This window comes from Nocardioides sp. P5_C9_2 (assembly GCF_054049555.1).
Map to the genome: position 1 here is coordinate 1 of NZ_JBFUMD010000307.1, position 4,841 is coordinate 4,841.

Annotated in this window: 4 protein-coding genes; 3 read left to right on the plus strand and 1 reads right to left on the minus strand. The window is 71.4% G+C overall.

Annotated features, from left to right (window positions below; translation table 11 throughout):
- The first annotated feature begins 87 nt into the window (after positions 1-87).
- From clpX to ACXJKL_RS14655, 3 genes are all read left to right on the plus strand, one after another.
- Positions 88-1,371: an ATP-dependent Clp protease ATP-binding subunit ClpX gene (gene clpX / locus ACXJKL_RS14645; protein WP_457207778.1), complete on the plus strand. Its 1,284-nt coding sequence runs from the start codon at positions 88-90 to the stop codon at positions 1,369-1,371.
- A 117-nt stretch (positions 1,372-1,488) separates the two neighbouring features.
- On the plus strand, positions 1,489-2,451 hold the full coding sequence (locus tag ACXJKL_RS14650; RefSeq protein WP_457207779.1) for a hypothetical protein: 963 nt from the start codon (positions 1,489-1,491) through the stop codon (positions 2,449-2,451).
- Positions 2,452-2,583: 132 nt separating this feature from the next.
- Positions 2,584-3,363 carry a hypothetical protein gene (locus tag ACXJKL_RS14655; protein ID WP_457207780.1) on the plus strand — a complete coding sequence of 260 codons (780 nt, stop codon included), beginning with the start codon at positions 2,584-2,586 and terminating at the stop codon, positions 3,361-3,363.
- A gap of 18 nt (positions 3,364-3,381) precedes the next feature.
- On the opposite strand, the gene ACXJKL_RS14660 is transcribed toward ACXJKL_RS14655, so the two are convergent.
- Positions 3,382-4,841, minus strand: a 1,460-nt coding sequence (locus ACXJKL_RS14660) for a class I tRNA ligase family protein (protein WP_457207781.1), incomplete at its 5' end; no start/stop codon positions are given.

A 4,841-nucleotide genomic window follows, 5' to 3' on the forward strand; every position in this document is an offset into this window, starting at 1 on the left:
CGGCCCCCGCGCGGGGTCGGCACGGGGTACCGTCGAGGAGTTTGAAAGAGCCGGGGCCCGACCCGGCAGGAYCGGAGGACACAACCCGTGGCTCGTATCGGTGACGGTGGCGACCTGTTGAAGTGCAACTTCTGCGGCAAGAGCCAGAAGCAGGTCAAGAAGCTCATCGCAGGACCCAACGTCTACATCTGTGACGAGTGCATCGAGCTGTGCAACGAGATCATCGAGGAGGAGCTCGCCGAGGGCAGCGAGGTCAGTCTCGACGAGCTGCCCAAGCCGCGGGAGATCTTCGAGTTCCTCAACTCGTACGTGATCGGCCAGGAGCACGCCAAGAAGTCCCTGGCCGTCGCGGTCTACAACCACTACAAGCGTGTGCAGTCCGGGCTCCAGCCCATCGGGGGCAAGCACACCAAGGACGAGACCGTCGAGGTCTCCAAGTCCAACATCCTGGTCATCGGGCCCACCGGCTGCGGCAAGACCTACCTGGCCCAGACGCTGGCCCGGATGCTCAACGTCCCCTTCGCGATCGCCGACGCCACGGCGCTGACCGAGGCCGGCTACGTCGGTGAGGACGTCGAGAACATCCTCCTCAAGCTCATCCAGGCCGCCGACTACGACGTCAAGAAGGCCGAGACCGGGATCATCTACATCGACGAGATCGACAAGGTGGCCCGCAAGTCGGAGAACCCCTCGATCACGCGCGACGTCTCCGGCGAGGGCGTGCAGCAGGCGCTGCTGAAGATGCTCGAGGGCACCACGGCCTCGGTGCCGCCGCAGGGGGGCCGCAAGCACCCGCACCAGGAGTTCATCCAGATCGACACCACCAACATCCTGTTCATCGTCGGCGGCGCCTTCGCCGGCCTGGAGCAGATCGTGGAGCAGCGGGTCGGCAAGAAGTCGCTCGGCTTCACCGCAGAGATCCGCGGCCAGGCCGAGCGCGACGCCCAGGACCTGATGTCGATGGTGCGCCCCGAAGACCTCACCAAGTTCGGCCTGATCCCCGAGTTCATCGGCCGGCTCCCGCTCATCGCCAGCGTCAGCAAGCTCGACAGCGAGGCCCTGGTCCAGATCCTCACCGAGCCTCGCAACGCGCTGGTCAAGCAGTACCAGAAGCTCTTCGAGCTGGACGGGGTGGAGCTCGAGTTCACCGAGGACGCCGTCGCGTCCATCGCCGAGAAGGCGCTGGAGCGGGGCACCGGTGCTCGTGGTCTGCGCGCCATCATCGAGGAGGTCCTCCTCCACGTGATGTACGACGTGCCGTCGCGTGCGGACGTGGCCCGCGTCATCGTCAACCGCGAGGTGGTCGAGGACGACGTGGCTCCCGAGCTGGTCCCGCGCGAGCCCGAGGCGAAGAAGAAGAAGTCGGCCTGAGCCAGGCGTGCCGCGGGGGACTCCCGCCTACACCTGATGGGCGAGATCGACGCCGAGATCCGCGGCGGACTTGTCGCGATGGAGCACACTTGACACCTCCGAGCTGAAGAGGCCCAGGTGCACCCAGATCACGCGAAGCCGCTGCTCGGGTTCGTCCTGGTGGCGACCCTGTGCGGCGTGCTCCTCGGTCAGGCCGTCCGCACTGGCGTGGACGGYGACCTCCCCACGTCCCCGGGATCCACCGCGGGCGCTGCCGTCAGCCCGGCCGCCCCGACGGCCACCGCCGGACAGGGTGTCGTGACCGATCTGGCCCAGGCCGGAGAGACCGCGACGCCGGGCGGTGGCATGGACGCCGGCGTGCAGGCGGGCGGCGTACCGGAGTCGGCGCCGCCGGGGGCCTTGCCCCCGACCGCCTCCTCGGACCCGGGCGGAGACACCGCCACCGGACCGGCGGCGGCCGGTGGGTCCACACCGACGACGCCCGCCCCCACGGGGACCGGGGACGCCGACGACGGCGACGAGACCGTGGAGCAGGCGGCCTTCCTGGCCGACAGGGCCGTCGCGATCGCGGCCAAGGAGGCACGCGAGGCGGAGGTCGCCCAGAACGCGGCCGTGCAGGCTCAGCAGGTCGCGGACCAGGCGACGGCTCAGGCCACGACCCCGGCCGGTGAGCTCGCCGCCGCCGCCGCGAGGGTCGAGGCCGTCCGTGCGCAGCGGGTCGCCGACCGGGAGGCACAGGAGGCGGCCGTCGCGCAGCAAGCGGCGGCGGAGGCCCTGCAGCACGCCGAGGAGGTGGCGCACGCCAACGCGGGCACGCCCCCGGTCGGTCCCACGACGGACCCGACGACGGATCCGACGCCGGATCCCACGACCGATCCCGCGTCCCCGTCGTCGACCCCGCCCTCGACGGAGCCCTCCACGCAGCCGTCCCCGGAGCCGACGGCGGAGCCCTCGACGCAGCCGCCCCCGGAGCCGACGACCGACCCCACGACCGAGCCCACGACCCAGCCCACGACCCAGGCACCCGTGGCGCCCCCGGTCGAGTCACCCACCGTCGCGGCGACGACCCCGGGCGGTTGACGGACCGTGGTCGTCAACCATCCGTTCGGGTGGGGCGCGACTAGTCACTTCGGGCCATTTGGGTCCTGAGTGGTCTGAACCACCCGGAAGYCGCGACACAATGGATGTCGAGGTGCCGAGGGGGTTCCACAGGTGAGTGCTGAGCACAAGCGTCCGCTGTTCGCGTTCGTGGTGGTGACGATCCTGTGCGCCGTCATGCTGGGACACGCGATCCGCAGCGACGCGCTGGGCGGCCTCCTCGGGTCGATCGCGGACCGGCCCGTGGCGTCGGCCCCGGACCGCGTGGTCCTTCCTCCYCGGGTCGATGCTCCCGCCACGCCTGCCCCGGTGGGCCACGGTCCCGCGACGTCGACCACCGAGGACGTCCCGGCCCCCGTGTCCACGGGCGCCACCACCACCCGCCCCGACCGAGCCGCGACCCGTCACGCCGCCGCGATCGGTGACGCCACCGGCACGGGCCAGGCCATCGACCCGGTCGTGACGCCGCAGGCCACCACGGTCCCGACGACCACGACGGTCCCTGCGACCACGACAGCCCCTGCGACCCCCACCACCGTCTCGACCCCCACCGGTCCGGTCGAGACCGTCAGCACCGGGCCGGGCCCGGAGCAGGTCTCCGACAAGGCGGCCCGGGACGCGCAGAAGGCCGCCGACAAGGCCGCCCGGGACGCGCAGAAGGCCGCCGACGAGGCCGCCCGGGACGCGCAGCAGGCCGCCACGGAGGCGGTCCTCGAGGCGCGTCAGACGGCCAAGGACGCCGAGAAGGCCGTCAAGGACGCCGAGAAGGCCGCAAAGGGTCACGGCAAGGGCCACGACGACCAGGCCCCGGTGACGACGCCCGTCGTCCCCGGCGCGGTCGCGAGCGAGGTGCCGGTCGAGACCGGCCCGGGGTCCTCCTCGACGAAGGACTGACCGGGCCGGCCCTCCGCGCTACTCGGTGTCGGCCACCACGGCGGCCACCGAGACCTGTTGTGCCGACTCGTCGGGGGTGAAGACCAGGTCGCCGGTGATCTTGCCCGCGCGACGCAGGTCCGCCTCCGCCGCCTGGGCCGCGGACACCAGCGCGGGCGGGCCGCTGATCTCCACGCGCGAGAGCTCGGCCTTCATCGACACCTTGGCCTGCGACTTGGCGCCGCGGATCCCGATGAGGGCGGCCGCGACCGCGTCCACCATCGTCGGGTCGGCGGCGGCCGCGGACCCCAGGTCGGTGCCCACCGGCCACGACGTGAGGTGGATCGAGCCCTCCTGCCACCACGACCAGACCTCCTCGGTCGCATACGGCAGGAAGGGCGCCAGGAGGCGGAGCTGCACGTGCAGGGCGACCGCGAGGGCAGCCTTGGCCGAGGCCGTGGCAGCACCGCCGTCCTCGTCGTACGCCCGCTCCTTGACCAGCTCGAGGTAGTCGTCGCAGAACTCCCAGAAGAACTTCTCGGTGACCTCGAGCGCGGTGGTGTAGTCGTAGGCGTCGAACGCCTCGGTGGCCTTGCGGACCACCACCTCGAGGCGGCCCAGCAGGGCGCAGTCGATCGGCTCGCTCACCGCGAAGTGGTCCAGCGAGGTGGCGCCGACGTTGCCCAGGACGAACTTGGAGGCGTTGAGCACCTTCATCGCCAGACGGCGCCCGACCTTCATCTGCGACTCGTCGAACGGCGAGTCGAGACCCGGCCGGCCCAGGGCGGCGCGCCAGCGGACGGCGTCCGCGCCGTACTTCTCCAGGATCTCCGTCGGGACGACCACGTTGCCCTTGGACTTCGACATCTTCTTGCGGTCCGGGTCGACGATGAAGCCGGAGACCATCGCCGTGCGCCAGGGCGCCGTGCCCTGCTCGAAGTGGCCGCGGACCACCCGGCTGAAGAGCCAGGTGCGGATGATGTCGTGGGCGTGCGTGCACAGGTCGTAGGGGTAGACGCGCTCGAAGAGGTCCTCGTCGGTGGTCCAGCCGCCCGCGATCTGCGGGGTCAGCGACGAGGTCGCCCAGGTGTCCATGACGTCCGGGTCGCCGATGAAGCCGCCGGGCCGACCGCGCTGGTCCTCGCCGTACCCGCGGGGCGCCTGCGTCGACGGGTCGACCGGGAGTTCGGCCTCGGCGGGCATGAGCGGGTGGTCGTAGTCCGGGTCGCCGGCGTCGTCGAGCGGGTACCACACCGGGAAGGGGACACCGAAGAACCGCTGACGGCTGATGAGCCAGTCGCCGTTGAGCCCGCCGACCCAGTTGTCGTAGCGGTGCTTCATGTGCGCGGGGATCCACTGGATCTCGTCGGCGCGGGCCAGCATCTCGCTGCGGGTCTCGGCGTCGCGGCCACCGTTGCGGATGTACCACTGCCGGGTGGCGACGATCTCGAGCGGCTTGTCGCCCTTCTCGTAGAAGTTCGCCATCCGCTGGGTGGGCG